The organism is 'Nostoc azollae' 0708, assembly GCF_000196515.1.
Lineage (GTDB): Bacteria > Cyanobacteriota > Cyanobacteriia > Cyanobacteriales > Nostocaceae > Trichormus_B > Trichormus_B azollae.
Genome location: NC_014248.1, coordinates 1746496 through 1766808, shown reverse-complemented (window position 1 = coordinate 1766808; position 20313 = coordinate 1746496). Strand labels below are relative to the sequence as shown.

Genomic DNA, 20313 nt, shown 5'->3' with positions numbered 1-20313 from the left:
GTTATTTCCCAATTAAAAAGGCAATGAATGATCCAAATTTTACCCTATAAGAGTTTGCTAAAAGTCAAAGTAGATATAAGGTAAGCCACCTTCAGGTGCTAGTATCCAAACGGCGTAGAAACATAAAGGGACAAAAACAAGTTTAATAGGCCAACTGAACTCTAACTTCATGAGCCGTTTAAAGGCGTAAATTATACTCATGATTATAGCGAGTCCCAGGAGTAAATAGGAGAGTTGATATTGACTGATATTTAGGGCTTCTACATAGACTTTTTCCGCAAACTGGGCATCAGCAGTATGAGCCCAAAGGTGTTTTATAACTAAAGCAGAATCTTGGACTTTAGGGAGACGAAACCAAATCCAAGATGTGAAAACCATGATTTGAGTTAACAACCAAGCGAAAATTATACCGATAGGGTTTTGCCAAAATAGGGTTAAAATTTTTGATCGATTGCAGATGGCATGTGTAAGACGATGAACTACTAAAGCTACTCCATGCAATATTCCCCAAATGATAAAACCCCAGGCAGAACCATGCCAGATACCAGCTACCAACATCACTATCAATAAGTTTCCGCAGGTACGCATCAAACCCTGACGAGAACCACCCAAAGGAAAGTATAGATAATTACGCAACCAATCACCCAGAGTTATATGCCAACGTCGCCAAAAATCTGCAATGCTGGTACTAAAGTAAGGAAAATCAAAATTTTCTGGTAAAACTAAACCGAATAGTAAAGCACTACCACGAGCAATATCTACGTAACCATTAAAATCTAAATATAATTCTAAGCCATAAGCAAAGGTAGCTAACCACAAATCTGTACTACCTGCTCTTTGCAAATTACCAAAACATAAATCTACAAAAATTCCCAGGTTGTCTGCGAGAATCCCTTTTTTAACTGCACCAATGGCAATGAACCACAACCCTTCTGCGAATCTATCAACATTGGGAAATTCACGTGTATTGAATTGAACTGCTAAATTATGGTACCGAGTAATTGGACCAGAGATTAGTTTAGCGAAAAATAATTTATAGGTGGCGAATTTCAAAAATTTCTCAGTTGCTGGCGCACCACGGTAGACATCTATTAAATAAGCTATGCACTCAAATGTAAAAAAAGAAATTCCCAAGGGAGTAACTAATTTAAAAGGAGTATCTGGTGAGTTTACAGATATGTTAAATATCCATTTAATGATTAGAGGAAAATATTTAAAACTTAATAAAAGTCCCACATTTAAAATTACACCGAACCATAAAATCTTCAAACGGTTAAGATTCCAGTCAGATTGAGCGATTTGCCAATCTTCATTGGAAATTTTCCAGTCTTGAGTGTGTTTCCCTGGCGAGGTATTTCTACCAATTTCTAAACCTATACGAAAATTAATAAAAGTCAGCACTAATAGTAATGGCAAATATTGAATATGCCAGGAAGAATAAAATACAATACTGGCTAGCAGCAGAATCCATAATCGTAGATTTTGTTCGGCTACAGTCCAGTAAATTCCGAAAATGCTCAGTAAGAAAATCCCGTAAAAAATTGATATAAACTTCATTTTATAGTCATTGCTCATTGGTCATTGGGTATTGGAAAATTACTTCCCCATCACCCTCATCATCCCCAGTCCCCAATCCCTAGTCCTCATTTATTTAAGAGTCCAGGGAATCATGGGATCAATAGCCAGCTTTTTGGAGATTTCATAAGCTCCATAGCGGTTAAGATGACTAGGATCAGAAAAGTATTCATGTCCTTTGAGCCAGATTTGGCTTAAGTCTCGGTAGATAAACTTGGCATTAGTAGTGGAAAAATTTAACATATATTGTTGAAATTGCTGTTCATATTTCGTCCGCGCTGGATCTAGATAATCTGTGGTGAGGGGCATATTCACAAACACGATTGGTATTTGTTGAGTCTTTGTAAACTCAATTACTGATCTGAAAGCAACGTCTTGGTTTCCTATTAATTGAAAAGATTTATAATCGTTGTCGTAACCTCCAGATACTTTGGGATGTTTTTGATAATATGTGGTCGGATTGAAACGAATAGTTAGGGGTAAAAAGCCATCAAAATCAACTGATAATTGAGTATTATCTTCTTGTGGATCGTTTCTTAATTTGTTGTTTGATTTAACTGGCTGAAAGTCTTTACTAAATGGAAGATAGTGTAATTGTTTTTGCAATAGAGTTTTAATGTGATCACGGTTTCTGTAGGTAGCAGATCTACCGACTAAAATTTGATTTAACCATTCATTAGCAGCTTCGTAGCTATTAATATCTGGTGTTTTGTTGGTGAGTTTTTTATCTTCTGTTTTATTGTTTGTTGTTGCTTGGGATAATTTATTGTTATTTTCTGGTTCTGTAGCTCTTTTTAAAAGTTCTTGATAGCCTTTTGATGCGGCAATAGAGTTAAAGGTGATATCTTCACGACCACTGTTAAAAGCCCTAGAACCATCTGCCCAAATAATAATTCTTGGTAATTCTGATGGTTGTAAAACTTGGCGAATAATCAAGTCTACAACTTGGGCTGTAGCACCATTAATACCAAAGTTAAAGACATCAATTTCGCCATAACCTTGAGTTGACAAGGATTTACAAAGGGCAACAGGATCAACTCCTCGCAAGGCACGAGATGAACCAATAATTAAAATATCTGGTGGTTTGCCTGTTGTTGCTAAACGTTTTTTATAAAGTGCTAATTGTTCGTCTAGTTGCCTTGCTCCAAAGCTTGGCATTTGAGAGCGTGCTGCTAAAAGAATAGCAGTGGAATTAGCTTTTTGTTTCAATGGTGCATCTGGTAAATTTCCAGCCCTATCATTTTGGGTAAAACCAGAAGCATTAAAGGCAGAATTACTGGACTCAGAAGACTTTATATTGTTACTACTGGTGAAAAATGCGGTGCTTTTCGGTTCTGCTCCTAATGTCAAAGATACCTGGGTCTGTGAGGATGATCGGGATAAAATACTAGCACCTTTGGGTGAATTCTGAATACTAGTAATGACGTAACCCAACATCCAATCACTTTGGAGTGTGAGCATTAATCCCAAAGCTACCCAAATTAAACTTCCCGCTACTCCTTGTTCATTAGGGTTTTGTTCAATTGATTGGTTAGTTTCTGCAAACAGTTGAGTTCCCACTAACAAATTTTTGACTTGTTTGTGAGCCCTTTCTACCCAATGTTGTGCAGCTTCAGTCACGAAACTTTGAACTTCTTGGGTTGTTAAATCAGGGCGCACAATTGGTTCGTCGGTTTCGTTGGTGAGCAAATCATCAACATATTGAGCAGTAGCGGCAAATTCTGGTGTTGCTTCTGGCACTAAGCGGTGGCGTTGTTCAAAATCGAGTCCGTGATGCCAAACAGGTTCATTATCACCGGCACGACGACCGTAAACTCTCACACCAACAATACCAATAATGTTAAGTTGGCGAATAAATTCGCTGACTTTGGTGGCTACTTGCTGGCGTGTGGGACAATTGGGTGCATCACACATGACCTGGAGTAAATCACCTTTGCGAAGTAGTAAAACGCGAATACCACCTGTTTTTAACCGCCAATTCATGTCATGATTGAGCAAACGTTCTAGTAAGAAAATTAGGGCTGGTTCGTCACCAGAACTACCTAATGCTAGTGTCGATGTTGCTAAAGCCGGATGTATTGAAGCAGGTAGAGATGCCCAATCTACCCAAGCGGGTTGTAAATCACCTGTTTTTTGTCCATAGATAGCAGCGGCGAGAATACCTTGAGGTGCGATCGCTTCTAGCTGAGACAGAATAACTGGTAAACAAGTTTCCTTGTCAGGATCAGGACCAGTTTTTAACAAGTCAACTGCTGGGGTGCAAAAAATGTGCAGAGTAAATTCTTTAAGAGTAGCTTGGACGGAAATTTGAAAATCAGACAAGACCTCAGTTAATAATAGAGTGATCGCTTGCACATCTCCCCAACGCGCCCATTCTTTGAGCATTGTTTCTGGTGGTGTCAAATCCACGCGCAACCGCCAATCAGGATCATGCTCACCCCGGACTTGAGAAACAATGACTGCATCCTCATAGCCAAAAAGCTTGAGATGTCTCAACTGTTGGGCTATTGGTTCTGCTAATAAGGTCGCATCAGGGCTATAACTGGACTGACAAAAAATCCACAGACGATTACCTATTTTTTGAGAGTTAGCTTTGGAATCATAGGGTCGATTCTTAACTTGGACTGCCACACCTAATTGACTGAGGTTTTCGCTAAGATAGCGGGCAATAGCATCCGGGTTGCCCTGACGTGCCAAACTTTCATTAGAGACAATCAGAGCTCCACTTACCCCAATGGGTTTAGATTTGGCTGCTTCTGTTAACAGTGCCTGCTGTAGTTGCTCTAGATGCCGATCTAACTGATTCAAGTAGACCCGATGACACCATTGAGGACGATGTTCTCCTTTTTTTCGCCCGTAAACCAATACTTGGTATATTGGGGATTGTTCTTCACTGGTTAAGCTATCCAAATCTGTTTGCTGTAGTGCTTGTAGCAAGTCAGACAGAGTTAGCCAACGTTGTGGACAGTCGGTATCTTCACAAAGGATATGTAGGTCATTTCCCAACAACCGGACTTTCACCCCGAAAGTGTTGATTCCTGTTGCTTGGCTTACCCATTGTACTAAGGTGTGCTGGCTATCTAGTAATAATGTTTTCATTATGAAGTCAACTTTAACAGGAAGCGAGTATTGGGCAATTTTCCCTGTACTTGTAAACTAGAAACATAGATTTATCACATTTTGCAGTTTTTTTTAACAATTTTGTTACCTTTGGAGCTTGCAAAATGGGCAAAGATAGTCTTATGAGCCTAAATGGGGTGTAGGGTGTGGGGCGATTTATTATTCTTACTCCTGTAATTTCTGTAACTTTTGATAGCATACCCTACGAAAAGCAAGCTACACGCATTGAGGCGTAGGCATAGCGTGGCGATACCCATACTCCTGTAACTCCTAAACTCGTACCTTCTGCTTCCTCCTATTCTACTCATCTGCCAATTATCAAGAATTAGCAATGTCACTTGTCACACAAAACCATTCACCAACCAACGGATTAAATCTGGTTTTATTGGGGATTCCCCAATCATGTCTCCTGCAAATAGGTACTGCGTCTATGCTACTTCTACTGATAGCAGAGAAAGCAACTAGTAAGGGATTGATAGCTTTAGGGGAAGCCAGTGAAGAAGTATTTAGAGGTGATCGCCTTCCTATTCTCCACTTTCCAGATCCACAAGATCAACAGGAATTAAATCAAAGCTAACCTTTATATATAACCATTTATTTATTGGCTTTGGTTAATCCTATAGAGCTACGAGTAAAACACTAGAATTGTCAACAGTAATTGGCTTTATAAGAGCGAAGAATATGGGTTCCCTTTTATACTCTTCATCCCCAGCAGTGAATCTTTACCCCTCGGAATTATTCTTGCGTCATCGTCTACAGGTAGTAGAGGAATTGTGGGAGTCAGTTCTTCGGCAAGAATGTGGTCAAAAGATGGTAGATCTATTGGGACAATTGCGCGATTTGTGTTCCCCAGAAGGACAAGCTACTCATGACCAAACCGCCTCTGCTGTGGAGTTAATTGAACAACTGAATATCAACGAGGCTATTCGTGCTGCTCGTGCTTTTGCTCTTTATTTTCAGTTGATTAATATCATAGAGCAGGAATACGAACAAAAGCAGCAGTTAACTCGCTATTCTGATTCAGGCACAATCAATCAGGAACATCTCGCCAATATTATTTATTCCACTAACCAAAGAGAAGACGATTTACCTGTAACTAAGGAACTAGGAGCAGATTCCCTATCACAAAGTTGGACAGACACTACGCCAATTAAACAAAAAGGCACATTTGCGGCATTATTTCCCCTGTTGTTTAAACTGAATGTACCACCCCAGCAAATTCAACGGTTGATTTCTCAACTAGATATTCGCTTGGTTTTCACGGCGCACCCCACGGAAATTGTCCGTCATACGATCCGAGATAAACAGCGACAGGTAGTAGACCTCTTGCAACATCTGGATAGCTTGCAAAATCGTTCTGGTGGCTATCCTTGGGAAGCTCAAGAAGTGAAAGAGCGTTTATTGGAAGAAATCCGCCTGTGGTGGCGTACAGATGAACTGCACCAGTTCAAACCAACGGTGCTGGATGAAGTAGATTATGCTCTGCACTATTTCCAAGAAGTCTTATTTGATGGTATTCCCCAACTGTATAAACGTCTCAAATATTCCCTAGAACAAACATTTCCTTGGTTAGAACCACCAAGTAAAAATTTCTGTTCCTTTGGTTCTTGGGTAGGTTCAGATAGGGATGGAAATCCGTCAGTGACACCAGAAGTTACATGGAAAACAGCTTGTTATCAGCGGAAAATGGTGTTGGGAAGATATATTCAGTCGGTGAAGCAGCTGATTGAATTATTAAGTGTGTCCATGCAGTGGAGTGATGTGTTGCCAGATTTGCTGGAGTCACTGGAGTTAGATCAGTCTACGATGAGTGATGTATATGATGCTCTGGCGTTGCGCTATCGTCAAGAACCATATCGCTTAAAGTTGGCCTATGTGCTGAGAAGATTGGAAAATACACGCGATCACAATCTGGCTTTATATAGTCGAGAAAGACCAGCAAATGAAGATTCCCCCATGTATCGTTCAGGGGCTGAATTTTTATCAGAACTGCGGTTGGTTCAACGCAATTTGACAGAAACGGGTTTAAGCTGTCGAGAGTTAGAAAATCTCATATGTCAAGTGGAAATTTTTGACTTTAACCTGACTCAGCTAGATATTAGGCAAGAATCATCTCGTCATTGTGATGCACTGAATGAGATTCTCGAATACCTGCAAGTTTTACCCCTATCTTATAACCAACTATCAGAAGCTCAAAGAGTGTCTTGGTTAACTGGGGAACTGCAAACAAGACGGCCGTTAATTCCTGGAGAGTTGCCATTTTCAGAAAAAACCAATGATGTAATTGAAACCTTCCGAGTTGTGCGATCACTACAACAAGAATTTGGCATCAACATCTGTCAAACTTACATTATCAGTATGTGCCGGGAAGTCAGCGATGTTTTGGAAGTTCTGCTCTTAGCCAAAGAAGCCAGACTATTTGATCCAGCGATCGCTGTAGGTTCAATTAGAGTCGTCCCACTATTTGAGACTGTAGAAGACTTACAACGCTCTAGAAGCGTGATGAAAAAACTTTTTGAACTCCCCCTATATCGCGCCTTCTTAGCTGGTGGCTATGAAGCACTTAACTCCGAAAATACTCCCCCAGATACCCAACCACCCAACTCTCCATCTTCACCCACCCTGAACCCCAACTTGCAAGAAGTGATGCTGGGGTATTCTGACAGTAATAAGGATTCTGGTTTCTTAAGCAGCAACTGGGAAATTCACAAAGCCCAAAAATCACTCCAGAAAATTGCCGAACAATATGGCTTACACCTGCGGATTTTCCACGGACGCGGCGGTTCTGTAGGTCGGGGTGGTGGCCCTGCTTATGAAGCGATTTTGGCTCAACCTGGTAACAGTATTAATGGACGCATCAAGATTACTGAACAAGGAGAAGTTTTAGCTTCTAAATATTCCTTGCTGGACTTGGCTTTATATCATGTAGAAACCATCACAACTGCGGTAGTTCAAGCTAGTTTGTTGCGGACAGGGTTTGATGATATTGAACCATGGAATGAGATCATGGAAGAATTGTCAATGCGATCGCGCCAACATTATCGCGGTCTAATTTACGAACAACCCGATTTTATCGACTTCTTCCACCAAGTCACCCCCATTGAAGAAATCAGCCAACTGCAAATTAGTTCGCGTCCAGCGCGACGACCATCGGGTAAAAAAGATTTAAGCAGTTTGCGCGCTATTCCTTGGGTATTCAGCTGGACACAAACCCGATTCTTGTTACCTTCTTGGTATGGCTTAGGTACAGCTTTACAAGAGTTCTTGAACGAACAGCCAGAAGAACACCTGAAATTGCTGCGCTATTTTTATGTTAAATGGCCTTTCTTCAAAATGGCAATTTCTAAAGCGGAAATGACCTTGGCAAAAGTAGACATTGAAATGGCACATCATTACGTCCAGGAACTATCCAACCCAGAAGACAAAGCCCAGTTTGATAAAGTATTTGAGCAAATTGCTAGTGAATTTTATCTAACTAGAGATTTGGTCTTAAATATCACTGGACACCAACGACTTTTAGACGGTGATCCCATCTTGCAACGTTCCGTACAATTACGTAATGGGACAATTGTGCCATTAGGATTTATACAAGTTTCTATCCTGAAGCGTTTGAGACAGTACAAAAACACCACGACCTCTGGAGTAATTAACTCCCGTTACAGCAAAGGAGAGTTGCTTAGAGGAGCATTATTAACCATTAACGGTATTGCTGCAGGAATGAGAAATACAGGTTGAAGAAGGTGACAGGTGACAGAAAGAAAGGGTGTAAGAGAAGATATTGTTATTTCTCCCCATGTCTCCATATCACGAATCATCAACGATCAGTCCCCAATCACCATGACTAAGAAACGCATTCTAATTTGTACTTTTGTGGCATTGTTATCTGGATGTTTTGGTGGTTTGATGGGTGTACAAATGACCTCAATGCTTCACAGTGAGAAATGCCAAAACCAAGCTTGGGGCTTCCAAAAGATGTGTAATACTTGAATGACACCAGGATCAATCTGGCAAGGTAGCATAGCTGGAGTTTGGACAGGCACAATATTAGGGGCGTTTGTTGGTGGTTCAATCACACACAAATCTAGTCATTGGTGATTGGGCATTGGATATTGGGCATTGGGCATTAGGAAAATTACTTCCCCATCTTCCGCAGTCCCCAGTCCCTATTCACTTGGCGTAATAGATGACTGTAAATCACTCAGGTATTCCCAGGTATTTGTGCTGGTATCAAAACAGCGCCATTTTCCTTTAGGTTCATCTTTATAGCAAAATAAGCTGCGATCGCGATCATCAAAATTATCAGTTAAAAAGTACACCATTCCTCGAAACGGATAAGTTTTACGACTAAGGCGCTTTGCTACGGCTTGATTCGGACATTCGACGATAAACACGGATTCTCCATTAATTTTAGCGAGGGAGAAAATACACATCCGCAAAATTGCTCTCAGCCAACTTTCAGAATTCTCGAAATAATCGTCGATAATTTTGTTAGTTAGAGCTTGTTCCAGGTTGCGGTCTTTATTACGAGGAGTGTGGGGGTCAGACATAGCATCACCTAAATTGCTATACCGCTGGTTCGAGATTAAACCAAAATTTCCAAAAGTGGCAAGTCTGAATAGGGAAATGGGGACTACTGATTTTTCTTCTCTTCTGTACCCTGCACCCCTGCTCACCCGCCCTCCTGCTTCTTATACCCCCTCCCTAACTGATAAAATATACCTAATAACCTTAAGAATAGATCGCCATGACCACTAAAATTAATGTAGGGAATCAAACTAGCACAGGTGCTGATGCTATTGATGTTGCGATCACACAGTGGATAGACTTTGACGGTTCTCCTATTCCTCCAGCTAAATTAGAATTGTATAACCAAGTCATGGGATTAGAAGCAGGTAGACAACGTAGGGGTGTATCTAACACCATACGTTCTCCCATTGTTGGCATTGGTGCCAAGCATATACCGTAATCAGAACTAGACCAAAAGCTTGCAGACGCTGGTTTTGCACCTTTAAAAGAAAAAGAAGTCGCCTTTTTCTACGGCGGTAAATAATACAATTTTAGAATGTGGATTTTAGGTTTTAGAATTGTATAGACAGCGTAACCCAACAAAAACTTTGGGAATGTTAGGTTTCCTTTTGTCAACTATAACCTTTTCCCTGTCACCTATTCCCTGTCATGTACTTTCAATTTCCAAAGTTCTTACCGTGACTACTTGCAGGGGTGTAGAATCAGGTGGGTAAATTACATCTAGCTGCACCATGCGTTTAGTTCCCGGTTTTAACACCACTTTCACTAAAGGATCTAAAACCTGACCAGTACGATGGCGTAAATGTACGTACTGTGTTTGTTGCTTCCCATTATCATCAGTGTATTTTAGCCGCACTGTACCGCGGAAAAATGGAGAATCTACAGATGGTTTTCGGAAACGCACACTGTTTTAAGCTAATTTGTCTTCCTTTAATAGTGTTCCTAAGGTGACAGTTATAGCCTGGTTTATAATGGTGTTATTACTTAAAGGCAAACTGAGTTATATTCAACTCCATAATTTCCATGTGCTTTATCAGCCGTGTCTGGATAACGTACCACCATTTTCGCAGTTTGGCTTTGTTGTGTACTTAATCTACCACTTCCTAAAGTTGTGATCGCATAAGAAATAGCTTTACCCGGTTGGGGAATAGTCAAACTTTGACTTTTGGTATTATCTATCAGATTTACTTTCCAAGTCGCACCTTCAGATACACCAGCTACCCTTCCATAAATTAATTGACCTCCTTTCACATTATTCGCTGTGCGAATTATATCCCTGAAAAGTGTAAAATTACCGTTATTTAATAAATCTTCCCATTCGGCTCAAGTTGTTGTACAGTAATTACAATCAGCATTTTTTTAGCAAACATGGCTAAACTAGCCCTATAAACTTTACTACTACTACTACGCAAATGGAAAAAGCTAGACCGACCATTTACAGGCGTGTCTAAATTTCGCACTAGTAGTCTGCCAAGGCAATTTTGCTAGGTTAAATGCTCGGATATAAACGCTGCATTTTTTTACGTGCATCCTTGGTTTTAAAACCCCAATAAACACTGGGTTTTTGTTGATTACGCTGTGACTCCCAAGTAGCAATTTCAGAAGATAATATTTCTACATTAGGAATACGTCGTTCTAAGCATTGGCGAGATAAAATTGATAATTCAATTCCTACTTGATTCAACCAATAAGCGTGTTTAGGAGTATAGTGAAACTCTAATTTTTCAATAATGCGGCGTGCTTCTTGTGGAGAGAAAACTCCATATGAAACACTTGGAGTATGAATGTTTAGGTTATCAACAAGTAAAGGTATCACATCAGCTTGGGGGTAATAAACATCTACTCAATCTTTTAATTGTTTAGCAAAATCAGCTTTTGTCCGACTTTGTGTAACTTCAATATGCCTCCACCCGGCTATTGGTTCAAAAAAGCCAAATAAATTTACAACACCATTGTGTTTATACTCACAATCATAACCTTCAGGCTGATGTGGTTCTGGTGGCAAAGGAAGTCTTACTTCTTCTACTACTTGATATGGGCGTTCATCTACACAGAGTGTAGGTTTTTTCGGATCATATAGCTCATTGTACAAATCCAAAATATCTTCCATCCTGAACACATACTCTGGGTTAACTTCGGGAATACACCACTGTTCTTTTAACCACGCTTTAATTTCATTTTTTTTAGAGTTTAGCGTATTGTTTCGTCTGAGATTCAATCTATGATACCAACCTTCACTAAATGCTCCGCTAATAATTGCATTGTCCAACGCACTCTTCCTTCTAGCGGAGTATAACAAGCAGTCGCAATCAAAAATGCTTCTTGTTTTTCATCTAATTTTTTGGGTTTTGGTGGATTTTCCCCATCCTTTAAAGCAAACTCTAATCCACCAATCACAAAGTTTTCTCTTGTCCTTTCCACCGTGGCAACATGAACTCGAACTGCGGCAGCGCCGTGTCCGTTTCTCCCTCAGATGCCATTCAAAGAATGTTTGCACGGGTTATACTTCTTGCTTTGTGCTTTCCTTTTTTGAGGATTGCTTGCAGTTGTAAAACTTCCTCTTCGCTTAAATCTACAACATACTTTTTTGCCATGGTCAACCCCTTTTTTGACTAGTTTATCAATTAGAGGGGCTTACCCAGCAACATTGCCTTGGTTGACTAATAGAATGGGATGATTTAATAACATCCGACTTCCCTCAGCAGGAATTACCAATTTAGCCGGAAAATCCTTTTGTCCTACTCCCCGCAAAACATCAGCTACAGCCCTGTCTACTGGGTCTGAAAAGACTTTACTTACCATCATTATTTTCAATAAAATATGGCGCTAAATTTACAAAAGCTACATCTACTATCAAATAACTTGCACCTTGTAAAATATCTACAGTGATAGGTTTTTTAGCCGGATTATACAAAATTACAACCAAATAAAGCGTTTGCAAATTTTTGGGACTATGAGTATAGTGGTGAGCAAATAAATCAAATCTTCCCTGAAAGGGAAAATTCAGATCTGCAGCTGGAATCTTTTTCCCATAACGTGCAAAAGTAGAAAGTAAAATCCCTTCAGTTTTTATCCATTCAGGACTGTTACTGTTAAAGACAGGTATTTTATCCAAGCTACCAGGTCAAGGACGCACTTCTCCAGCTTGGACAATTTCTGGAGGTGCTGGTTTAGGTGGCATTTGGGTATCTGCTATATTTTATTTTTAATTTGAGTTAAATTTTGTACATCTGATACTTCGAGTAATAGCACGTCCTAATATGACTATGAATGCAGGTTTAATGACTTTATTTCTTAGCTGACTAATTTGCATAAGTCTGAATTTTGCAGAAAGCTGTTGTGTTGGAAATGATCAGTTTATTTATAGATACAAGTTCTGGAAAGTTAATTTCTGATTATTTCACAATTACTATCAGCAATTTTCTATAACTAGGGCTAATTTAAATTAGCCTTGTAATTTCGAGTTAGGAGTTAATTTTATGGATGTACTTATTGAGTTGATGGATATACTTATTGAATCGACAAAGGATTTTCAGAAAGATTTATAAAAACTTACGGATAAGGAGAAGTTTAGAATTTTTCAAGAAATAAATCGTAACTTTCAACTTCTCTCATTTGAAAACAGTTCTTTTTATGAACACAGCGAAAAACTCAGCAATAAATATTAGACCTCTTGCAAAATTGTTGCTGTATTATAATAGGGAGTCTTATAATTTATGTATTTTTCGGTGTTCTTTGCGCTCGCTAATTTAAACATAACTGTGTAACTCTAACTAACTTTCGGCTAAAACAAAGACAACCCCAATTATAACACATAATTAATTGTGAAAAAGGTTCATTCAGTTGAATCATGACTATGAGTTAACTATTTTTTGCTTAAAAATTAATGAGGAACAAAGAATAATTTTAACTATTGATAATGCTCCGACTTTTGGATGTATAGTAATCACCTTATTTAGATTAGTCAATTCAGAAGCAGGACAACAAGCATATAGCGCTATTGCAGAGTTTATTTATCAGTATTTCACGGTATAAGAAAATCAAGATTTAGAAATTCACTGTTGTTAATGGGACAAATTAAACCTCTTCTAGATAAATATAGTGTGCTTCATGAAGCGATGAGAATTTTGCCAGAGGAGTTAAAAATTAATTTTCTAGAAGCTTTGGCTGAATTAGAAAATAATGAATGTCACAGAACGAGAAAGTTTCTGAAAACGAGATTACATAAGGTAACGGGTATTAGACCTGTCAGGAAAATTAACTTGGTGTTAAAAAATGGTAGAAGGGAATTTTGAGGGTGTAGGAAAAGGAAAAATACACTAAATTAACTATATTCAAGAATATCCACATCTTAGAAAACAAATACTGGGAATAACTAACCATCAGTTTCAAGACTTGTTGGCCCAAGGTGGAATGTAGCATAAGAAACTTCAAGGTGACATAGAAAGTAAAAACATAGGTATAAATGAGAAAGGAGCAGGGGGGAAAGGGAAACTAGAGATAAAAGAACAGGTATGTCTATCCTTGTTATATTGGAGGCAAATACCAACATTTGAGTTTTTAGGTTTGCATTTCGGTATATGCAAAAGGGAAGCAAAGGACACATTTCATTACTGGCTAGAGATATTGCGAGATATTTTCCCTGCTAGTCTCCGTGAACAGGTAGAAAAACATGATAGCGATTATGCCATGGCCACTCAGAACAAAAGGCAGGAAACAAAGAGTTTTCCACCAAGGGTATTTTTGTTGAACAGGTCATTAGACTTGTAAAAATATTCCGGGTACCTCAACAAAGATTTCCCCTCAACTCCCCAATTTACTCACAAGTAATTCTTACTAACTATTTGTGGTTTAGTCACATTAGGAACTGGTTCATTAGTTTTGCCCATTTCATAAATGTTATGAAGTATGAGGTCAGTTATAAATTTGTCACCAACATCTCCATGGATAGTTCCTATCAGTTACTATTACCAACCCTGATTCTTTCCTTCGCTCTTTCCTAAATCTTAACACTATGGAAAACCAGACACAGACTCCTTTGTAAATTTCTGGTCGTGTCTACTGATTAAATGATTAATACGGTCAATACAAGCAGTATCTCTTCTAGCAATTGGTGACATTTCAACAATTTCTCCATTGGTTAATTCTACTCTGTCCTCTTCTAAGAAGATACCAGCTTCATTCATTTGATAATATTGTTTAACTGTGAAACGTCTGGTTACTAATTGAATAGATATAATTCACTCTCTTGTTTGATGCTATTACTTACAAGTATCTTTAATTAGTTTAAAGCTAAAACCATATTGACACTTAATTTAATTTCGTAAAATGCTTGAATATCTAAAATATCACCACGTTGGAAAGCTTTGATTTCACTATAACCATTGGCGGTAGGCTGGCGATAAACTATTATTACTTGTTCATAAATATCAACTAACCAAACTTCAGAAATACCACTACTCGCATAGAGAATAATTTTGACTTCTCTGTCATATTCAATGTTGCTATCAGCAACTTCAACTAACAATAATATATCGTGTAGTTGGGGATGTCCAGCTTCATAAAAATCTGCGCTAGCTTTGAGTAATACAATATCTACTTGGGGTTATGATACGTTATTTAAAATAATTATTATTTCGAGCATCAACTATTGCTAATTCACCCAAAAGTTCAGAATGTTAATTAATCTTCTCATACAAGTTGCATGTATCCTAGCAATTGGTGACATTTCAATAGTTTCTCCGTTTATCAGTTCTACTCTATCATCTTCTGTCAAAATACGAGCTTGATTCATTTGGTGGTATTTGGAAATATTGAAGCGTCATTTTGCTAATTGTACAACTATAATAATTCTCCTAGCTTGAATTTATAGTTGAACTATAGCAATCCTGTTAAATTTGAGGATTGCTACTTTGTGTTTACAAATAATCGAAAAATACTTCTGGGACTAATCTTAATTCTCCTGATTTAATTTGGTAATATCTATCCATAAATCGCGATGTTTACTTACATTCTAGGGTTTCGGAAAAGGTTAAATTTTCGATTTGGTAAGATCCGCAAAATCGTATTGATACAGTTGTATTATTTTGTGTCCCTATTTACCACCATTGAAGATAAATAGATTCTCTATACAGCTTCAATAGCGAATATTGCTTAAATCGGCTTGAATTTCTTCTTCAAATTCTCCTTCTAAAGCTAGGTGACTAGGTTCGCCGAATTGTACACCACAATCTAATATACGGTAAAAGTTTGATTTTTTGATGGTATCATATCCTTCAGAAGGTAAAACTTGTTTACCATCTCGAATTAGTACTAAAACTATTACTCGACTTTCACCTGGTTTATGCATTGTGGTTATTCGTGATGATTAATAATCGTAAATGGAGTCGGCGTTGGCGTGAGTTTCACTATCTTCGACTGGCCAATCTGAATTTTCACCACCGATATATAAAATTTCTATGGTGACGTATTCTTCGCTTAATTGGGTGAGAGAATTGAGTAAAAGATCTAGTGCAATCGCATCACTTGTTCCTAAATCAAACCAACATCTTCCCCATTCTCCCTCATACTCAAACTCGCTCATGTTGTGCATCAAAGCGAGAAAGCTTTTGTTATAGGCACTAGGATCATAATCCATGTAGCTTATATCTAAACCAGTGTCTTGCACTTGCAGATTTTCAGCGTTAAAAGCTCCTAATTTACCTAGATAAAACCAGGAATTGAACACTTCTTCCACATATTGTTTTTCACGTTCAGAGGGAACGTTACTGAATTTTAACCAAATCCAAACATCAAAGGGATTAAATTCCCGGAATTCAATGTGCATTTTCTGTAATTGGTGATTGGTGATTGGTGATTGGTGATTGGTGATTGGTAATTGAGTTATTCATCTTCCCCGTTCCCTTCTTTCCTAATGACTAATGACCAATGACTAATTATCATAGATTATTGAGTCCATTCACAGCCTGATTGCGTTCATATTCAATTTGTTTGACTAGACTGACTGAAAGTTGGGATTTTTTAGTTAAAGCTTTGTCAAAATGAGCGATCGCATCCTTAATCAAATCCTGGCTTCTTTCCTTTTTCCCCTTTTCGTGGAGGATTTGGGCTTTAAGATAATAAATTTCTGGGTTATCTGCTGTTGTTTTTAAAGCATGATTGACATAATCTAAGGCCTGAGAGGATTTTCTCAAATCCCTATACGCCAAAGCAATACCCCGGTTGACCAAATATCCCGGAGCAGCATTTTTCTCTAACCTTTCAATGGCTTGATCTGGGCTAGTAAAAGGTAAATTAAGGGCTAACATTAAATTCATATAGCCCCAGATTAAATTTAACTCTGGATCATTGGCTGCAATTTCTTCTGCTTTGTCTAAATATTGATAGACCTTTGTTAATCGCCTTAGAGCTTTTGACACAGCATTGATACTGAAATCGCGGAGGAGAATGACTGCACCTTCTAAAAAATTGCCCACACCCATGTATAAATTCCCACGTAATGGATCACTGGTCATTAGCTTTTCTCCAGCGTCCAAAGTTTTTTTGCTGTACCTATCTAAGCCGACTAAATCCTGATTTACATAAGCTAAAGCAGCCTTTATTGCATAAGCCAGAGGTTCATTTGGTTCATCTGAGATGGCTTTTTTGAGATAATCCTCAGCTGCTGGATAATTTCCCTCTTGAAAAATTGCTTTAAAAGCGGTTTCGGTCCGATTACCTATTCTATGGGGTTCACTACTCCGAAATGGATCACCAGCAAAAGCAGGACTTACTGAGAAAAGTATAGTGATTAAAGTAGTAAAAGTAACTTCTGTAAAAGTAGGAAATCGAGAAAACATCATTAATTTAGGAATCAAAAATCTTGTGGACATGGGAATTCACAGAATAATTCTGGTTGAAGTCGTATTATGTTTTACTTACTCCCTTTGCAGTATGAAATTAGGGGTGTGGGATTCCACCTTACGCAGAAGCATTATCCCTCTACCCTATTACTATGACCTTATTCTTTTAGTGGGAAGGGAGTAAAATACAAGAAAGTAGTTAACTGAAAAATGCCTCTACTACTGCCAAAATTTCTACATCATCTAGACCGTAGTGAACAATTCAAGTTTGCTCAATGCTGGTAGCCATTTTCCACTATAAGTCTGCCACAATAAAAGAAGTGAATGACTCTTTCTGCTAGATTAGGTTTTTCATTATGGAACTTTGCAGAATTTGCCAGTTCCTTTCGGTCTAGTTTATTAGTTATTCTCTGACTTTTTGGTAATTTTAACAAATGCTCTATCTCAGAAATCTAACTTATCACCCCACAGCCTGTCCCACAGCAATTCTCAAATCCATTAACCTAGAATTACCACCCCAGCAACTAGGTCTAATTATTGGACCTAGTGGTTCTGGTAAAAGTACATTACTAGAAATTTTATCTGGACTTGCTGAACCCAGCTCTGGTGCAGCTTTTTGGCGAGAAAGACAACTAATAGCTGAACAACTACAACAATTAGCTGGCATAGTGTTTCAGTTTCCAGAAAGGCACTTTTGTGGCGCTACAATTTTAGAAGAACTGCGTTTAGGGCATCCCGAATTAGGATCAGAACGAGTTCACCAGGCATTAACAGAAGTAGGATTAGATCATTTATCCCTATCTAGACCACCCCATGCTTTAAGCGGTGGACAGCAAAGGCGTTTAGCTTTAGCGGTACAATTAATTCGTCAACCAAATCTCTTACTATTAGATGAACCCACAGCTGGTTTAGATTGGTCAATGCGTCATCAACTAGTAAATTTATTAGCGAAACTAAAAAAAGATTGGACATTATTAATTGTAACACACGACGCTGGAGATATGTTGCCAATAGCAGACCGTTTTTGGACACTCAATCATGGTGTATTAGAAACAGTTGACCCTGCAAAATTGGAAAATCAAGTAAAAGAAGCAGTTGTAAAGTAAAAAATTAAGTTCTTAAGTATTGACAATGGGGAATTAATACCTTCAGTAGTAACAACAGATGAATAAGTGTACGAAAAAACAGCTAAACCATAGATTTTTATTTGATTGATTTTTTATTTGATTAATTAAACTATTAAGAGGAAAGGGGGAAGGTTCACCCTTTAAAGCTTACCCTTTTCCCTCAAAATTTTATTTTCTCATTTTCAGCCTAGGGTGGATCTAAATTAATCTCCGAATTTGTTGAAACTTCTCTGTTCAGTTTTGTAATAATGTACTCTCCTACAAAATTTTCTGAACATTTATCCTGCCACCAATTTAAGGTCTTGGTAAGGACTCAGGTGGTGGGGTATTGACAAGTGTGATAGGTGAGGCAGAATATAGCAGTTATGGAAAAGAAGCTGGGACCAAAACTAGACAGAGAGATATTGAAGCAGTTGGCAACAGAGCAACTGGTAGAAATCATTATTGACCAGGGGAAAAGTATAGAGAAGCTAACAAATAGAGTAGTAGAATTGGAAAAAGAAATAGAGAAACTCAAAGTCAGTAGAGATTTAGAGACCATAACATGATCCAAACCACCGTCGGGAGACATCCTCAAAAAAAGCGAGAACAAACAATAAGACAAACCAGAAGGAAACCAGACACGAAAACGGAAACCAGGAGGAGAACCAGGGCATAGGGGAAAAAGGAGAAAGGTGTTTGGTGGAGTAGATAGAATACATTTGAGATAGTGGGATGGCAAGTGTGTGGATGGTGAGGTTAGGGGGAATTGTTTGGCGAACCAATAAAAATCCAAACACAACAAGTAGAGGACTTGGTGGACAGGCCAATCCAAATAGTAGAATCTGTAAAGATATACGTGGATTTGGAGTGTGTGTGGGGAAACACAAGCGCTACTGTGGTCACCAGAGATAGTACCGGGACAAGATATAGGAATCACAGGACAAGCTTTTTTGGGATGGATCAATAACTAGGTCCATTGACCCTATGAAAAACAACACTTCTTGTTCTGGAAACTGTGGGAACTGGGTCAAATAGAAATTGAAGTGGGAACATTCGTAGCTACTAATAAAGGAATAAAGGAATTTATTATTGTGTATTTGTTGATAACAACTAATCAATCATGAGTTGATTATGTTAATAGCCAGTCTTTGGTTAACCCCCTTGCCTGTTTGGGGGATGGTCATGATGGAGTTTGGAATTTAGTTAAAGAGTTTGGAACTGAAAAATTCAAACCTTTGGAAATTTTGGATTGGTATCACCTCAAAGAGAATCTCTATCAAATTGGTGGTTATTTAAAGCGTCTCCAAGCTGTTGAGAGTTGATTGTGGTAAGGTCAGATAGAGCCAATTCAAGCTTTATTTAATAATTGTCGAGGCAAACAAGTTAAGAAGTTTTTCGACATAGGCGAAAAACATCCCACTGCCATTATTAACTACACCTCCTACCAAGCTAAATAACTGTGTTCTATTGGTTCTGGATCTGTCGAATCTGCTATTAATTAAACAGATTGGAGCAAGGATTAAAATTTCTGGCCCACAGTGGAATGTTGAAACTGTCTACTAAATCCTTTCCCTTCCTTGTGCTTGTCTCAATGGTTTGCTTCCTATTTGAGTCTTTCTGCCAAAACTCGATCCTCCCAAAAAATTTTGGGGAGAAAGCATTCGGGGGATTAATCAACCTTAGTAATTTCTTCCATTAATTAGTTACTCTCCCACTCCCCAATGTCATGCTAGGTAATAGCATTGAGTCTCAGTCAGTAATAGATGATGAAGAACGACTTGATTTTTTACATGAACTTGATGATGAGGGCTGGCAGACTTTTGACTCAGTTGAACCACTTCTAGAAGAAGTAGATTCACCACCTACGATTACCCATTTAAATGGGTAATCGTAGGTGGTGAATCAGGTAGCGATGCTAGAGGGTGCAATGTTGAGTGGATTCGGTCAGTTGTTCAAAAGTGCCAAATCAACAAAATCCCTGTTTTTGTAAAACAGATGGGAGGTAATGTCTGTGAGTATGGTAAAGGTAGCTTGGCATATTCATACAGCCCACCTGGATGGAAGAAGGGGAAAGATATAAAATTTGGGGATAGTAAATACTTCCCTCTTGACCTACAGGTGAGGGAATTCCCCCCATGATT

22 protein-coding genes and 5 pseudogenes are annotated in these 20313 nt (G+C 38.5%); 11 read left to right on the top strand and 16 right to left on the bottom strand.

Annotation, left to right across the window (positions count from 1 at the left end):
- Positions 1-57 precede the first annotated feature (57 nt).
- Together AAZO_RS08095 and AAZO_RS08090 are read right to left on the bottom strand one after the other, a co-directional pair.
- Positions 58-1557, bottom strand: coding sequence for an MBOAT family O-acyltransferase (locus tag AAZO_RS08095; RefSeq protein ID WP_013190868.1), 1500 nt, complete (start codon positions 1555-1557; stop codon positions 58-60).
- 90 nt (positions 1558-1647) lie between these two features.
- Positions 1648-4674, bottom strand: a complete 3027-nt coding sequence (locus AAZO_RS08090; RefSeq protein ID WP_013190867.1) for a hypothetical protein — start codon at positions 4672-4674, stop codon at positions 1648-1650.
- Positions 4675-5026: 352 nt separating this feature from the next.
- On the opposite strand from AAZO_RS08090, the gene AAZO_RS08085 reads away from it, so the two are divergent.
- The 3 genes and pseudogenes from AAZO_RS08085 (at position 5027) to AAZO_RS29410 (ending at position 8790) form a co-directional block, all read left to right on the top strand.
- Positions 5027-5272, top strand: coding sequence for a hypothetical protein (locus tag AAZO_RS08085; protein WP_013190866.1), 246 nt, complete (start codon positions 5027-5029; stop codon positions 5270-5272).
- A 104-nt stretch (positions 5273-5376) separates the two neighbouring features.
- Positions 5377-8430 (top strand): phosphoenolpyruvate carboxylase, encoded by a 3054-nt coding sequence (gene ppc, locus AAZO_RS08080; RefSeq protein WP_013190865.1) that lies wholly within the window; start codon positions 5377-5379, stop codon positions 8428-8430.
- Between the two features lie 102 nt (positions 8431-8532).
- Positions 8533-8790 (top strand): annotated as a pseudogene (locus AAZO_RS29410) (hypothetical protein).
- A gap of 68 nt (positions 8791-8858) precedes the next feature.
- On the opposite strand, the gene AAZO_RS08075 reads toward AAZO_RS29410, so the two are convergent.
- Positions 8859-9242 (bottom strand): hypothetical protein, encoded by a 384-nt coding sequence (locus AAZO_RS08075; protein WP_041642811.1) that lies wholly within the window; start codon positions 9240-9242, stop codon positions 8859-8861.
- Between the two features lie 197 nt (positions 9243-9439).
- Here AAZO_RS08075 and AAZO_RS08070 point away from each other — a divergent pair.
- Positions 9440-9745 (top strand): annotated as a pseudogene (locus AAZO_RS08070) (small RNA NsiR4-regulated ssr1528 family protein).
- A gap of 123 nt (positions 9746-9868) precedes the next feature.
- Here the strand turns inward: AAZO_RS08070 and AAZO_RS42400 are convergent.
- From AAZO_RS42400 to AAZO_RS43510, 8 genes are all read right to left on the bottom strand, one after another.
- A complete protein-coding gene (locus AAZO_RS42400) occupies positions 9869-10126 on the bottom strand; it encodes a DUF3370 family protein (protein ID WP_049790621.1) in 258 nt (85 codons plus the stop codon).
- Positions 10127-10206: 80 nt separating this feature from the next.
- Positions 10207-10491: a DUF3370 family protein gene (locus tag AAZO_RS42395; RefSeq protein ID WP_338027182.1), complete on the bottom strand. Its 285-nt coding sequence runs from the start codon at positions 10489-10491 to the stop codon at positions 10207-10209.
- Positions 10492-10523: 32 nt separating this feature from the next.
- A complete protein-coding gene (locus tag AAZO_RS42390; RefSeq protein ID WP_338027087.1) occupies positions 10524-10682 on the bottom strand; it encodes a hypothetical protein in 159 nt (52 codons plus the stop codon).
- Positions 10683-10711: 29 nt separating this feature from the next.
- Positions 10712-11038, bottom strand: a complete 327-nt coding sequence (locus AAZO_RS29400; RefSeq protein WP_081462733.1) for a transposase — start codon at positions 11036-11038, stop codon at positions 10712-10714.
- Positions 11039-11065: 27 nt separating this feature from the next.
- Positions 11066-11491, bottom strand: a complete 426-nt coding sequence (locus tag AAZO_RS29395) for a hypothetical protein (RefSeq protein ID WP_187289624.1) — start codon at positions 11489-11491, stop codon at positions 11066-11068.
- Entirely contained in the window at positions 11437-11643 is a 207-nt protein-coding gene (locus AAZO_RS29390) for a helix-turn-helix domain-containing protein (protein WP_081462731.1), read from the bottom strand. Before AAZO_RS29390 ends, AAZO_RS29395 begins: the two co-directional genes overlap by 55 nt.
- A gap of 213 nt (positions 11644-11856) precedes the next feature.
- Positions 11857-12027: a DUF3370 family protein gene (locus AAZO_RS43515; RefSeq protein ID WP_420807048.1), complete on the bottom strand. Its 171-nt coding sequence runs from the start codon at positions 12025-12027 to the stop codon at positions 11857-11859.
- Positions 12014-12337, bottom strand: a complete 324-nt coding sequence (locus AAZO_RS43510) for a DUF3370 family protein (RefSeq protein WP_049790619.1) — start codon at positions 12335-12337, stop codon at positions 12014-12016. Before AAZO_RS43510 ends, AAZO_RS43515 begins: the two co-directional genes overlap by 14 nt.
- 952 nt (positions 12338-13289) lie before the next feature.
- Here AAZO_RS43510 and AAZO_RS08040 point away from each other — a divergent pair.
- Together AAZO_RS08040 and AAZO_RS29380 are read left to right on the top strand one after the other, a co-directional pair.
- Complete coding sequence (locus AAZO_RS08040; protein WP_013190862.1) at positions 13290-13517, top strand: hypothetical protein; 228 nt, start codon at positions 13290-13292, stop codon at positions 13515-13517.
- 145 nt (positions 13518-13662) lie between these two features.
- Complete coding sequence (locus AAZO_RS29380; RefSeq protein ID WP_338027181.1) at positions 13663-13992, top strand: helix-turn-helix domain-containing protein; 330 nt, start codon at positions 13663-13665, stop codon at positions 13990-13992.
- 242 nt (positions 13993-14234) lie between these two features.
- Here AAZO_RS29380 and AAZO_RS35095 read toward each other — a convergent pair whose 3' ends face one another.
- The 5 genes and pseudogenes from AAZO_RS35095 to AAZO_RS08015 all read right to left on the bottom strand — a co-directional run bounded on the left by AAZO_RS35095 (position 14235) and on the right by AAZO_RS08015 (position 17093).
- Positions 14235-14408: a hypothetical protein gene (locus AAZO_RS35095; protein WP_187289623.1), complete on the bottom strand. Its 174-nt coding sequence runs from the start codon at positions 14406-14408 to the stop codon at positions 14235-14237.
- A gap of 95 nt (positions 14409-14503) precedes the next feature.
- A pseudogene (locus AAZO_RS08030) lies at positions 14504-15016 on the bottom strand (Uma2 family endonuclease).
- A 124-nt stretch (positions 15017-15140) separates the two neighbouring features.
- Positions 15141-15571, bottom strand: a pseudogene (locus AAZO_RS43505) (NUDIX hydrolase).
- A gap of 18 nt (positions 15572-15589) precedes the next feature.
- Positions 15590-16048: a DUF3531 family protein gene (locus tag AAZO_RS08020; protein WP_013190861.1), complete on the bottom strand. Its 459-nt coding sequence runs from the start codon at positions 16046-16048 to the stop codon at positions 15590-15592.
- A 112-nt stretch (positions 16049-16160) separates the two neighbouring features.
- Positions 16161-17093 (bottom strand): Sll0314/Alr1548 family TPR repeat-containing protein, encoded by a 933-nt coding sequence (locus AAZO_RS08015; protein ID WP_013190860.1) that lies wholly within the window; start codon positions 17091-17093, stop codon positions 16161-16163.
- Positions 17094-17497: 404 nt separating this feature from the next.
- On the opposite strand from AAZO_RS08015, the gene AAZO_RS08010 reads away from it, so the two are divergent.
- The 5 genes and pseudogenes from AAZO_RS08010 to AAZO_RS29375 all read left to right on the top strand — a co-directional run bounded on the left by AAZO_RS08010 (position 17498) and on the right by AAZO_RS29375 (position 20311).
- Entirely contained in the window at positions 17498-18169 is a 672-nt protein-coding gene (locus tag AAZO_RS08010; RefSeq protein ID WP_013190859.1) for an ABC transporter ATP-binding protein, read from the top strand.
- Positions 18170-18555: 386 nt separating this feature from the next.
- Entirely contained in the window at positions 18556-18738 is a 183-nt protein-coding gene (locus AAZO_RS08005) for a hypothetical protein (protein WP_049790617.1), read from the top strand.
- A 558-nt stretch (positions 18739-19296) separates the two neighbouring features.
- Positions 19297-19735 (top strand): annotated as a pseudogene (locus AAZO_RS08000) (ISKra4 family transposase); the annotation flags it as partial.
- Between the two features lie 163 nt (positions 19736-19898).
- A complete protein-coding gene (locus AAZO_RS35090) occupies positions 19899-20060 on the top strand; it encodes a hypothetical protein (RefSeq protein WP_187289622.1) in 162 nt (53 codons plus the stop codon).
- Entirely contained in the window at positions 20060-20311 is a 252-nt protein-coding gene (locus AAZO_RS29375) for a DUF5131 family protein (protein WP_081462730.1), read from the top strand. The genes AAZO_RS35090 and AAZO_RS29375 overlap by 1 nt, the downstream gene beginning before the upstream one ends.
- The last annotated feature ends 2 nt before the right edge of the window (positions 20312-20313 follow it).